General features: G+C 54.5%; 1 pseudogene. It reads right to left on the minus strand.

From position 1 onward, the window contains the following. Positions 1-367 (minus strand): annotated as a pseudogene (locus tag PQR08_RS38745) (phospholipase D-like domain-containing protein); the annotation flags it as partial.

A 367-nucleotide genomic window follows, 5' to 3' on the forward strand; every position in this document is an offset into this window, starting at 1 on the left:
GCGGTCTTGATCTTTGGCGGAATTCCCGAGATTTCCTTGAGTTGCCAATTCGTCGGCGCTGACCGGTTCCAGCCTCGTACAAAGTTCTGATGAAGTCGCTGCAACGCCGGTCCCTCGACACGACACGCGTAGTCCTGGTACGGCTTACCGTAACGGTACTGAAAAGACACGGCGCGATTTTCGATTGCGGACTCATGATCCAACTCGCCCGGCGCAACTCCGCCCCACAATTTATATGGCAATCTCATTTCCTCTCGCAGCGGATCGTCGATTGCATGTTTCTGCGTGTCCCAGTAATCCGTCACTGAGTTCAGCCCCATGACATAGCCCACTGCACCGGTGCCATCATTGTGTGCATAGTCGATCA

The organism is Caballeronia jiangsuensis, from assembly GCF_046030135.1.
Lineage (GTDB): Bacteria > Pseudomonadota > Gammaproteobacteria > Burkholderiales > Burkholderiaceae > Caballeronia > Caballeronia jiangsuensis.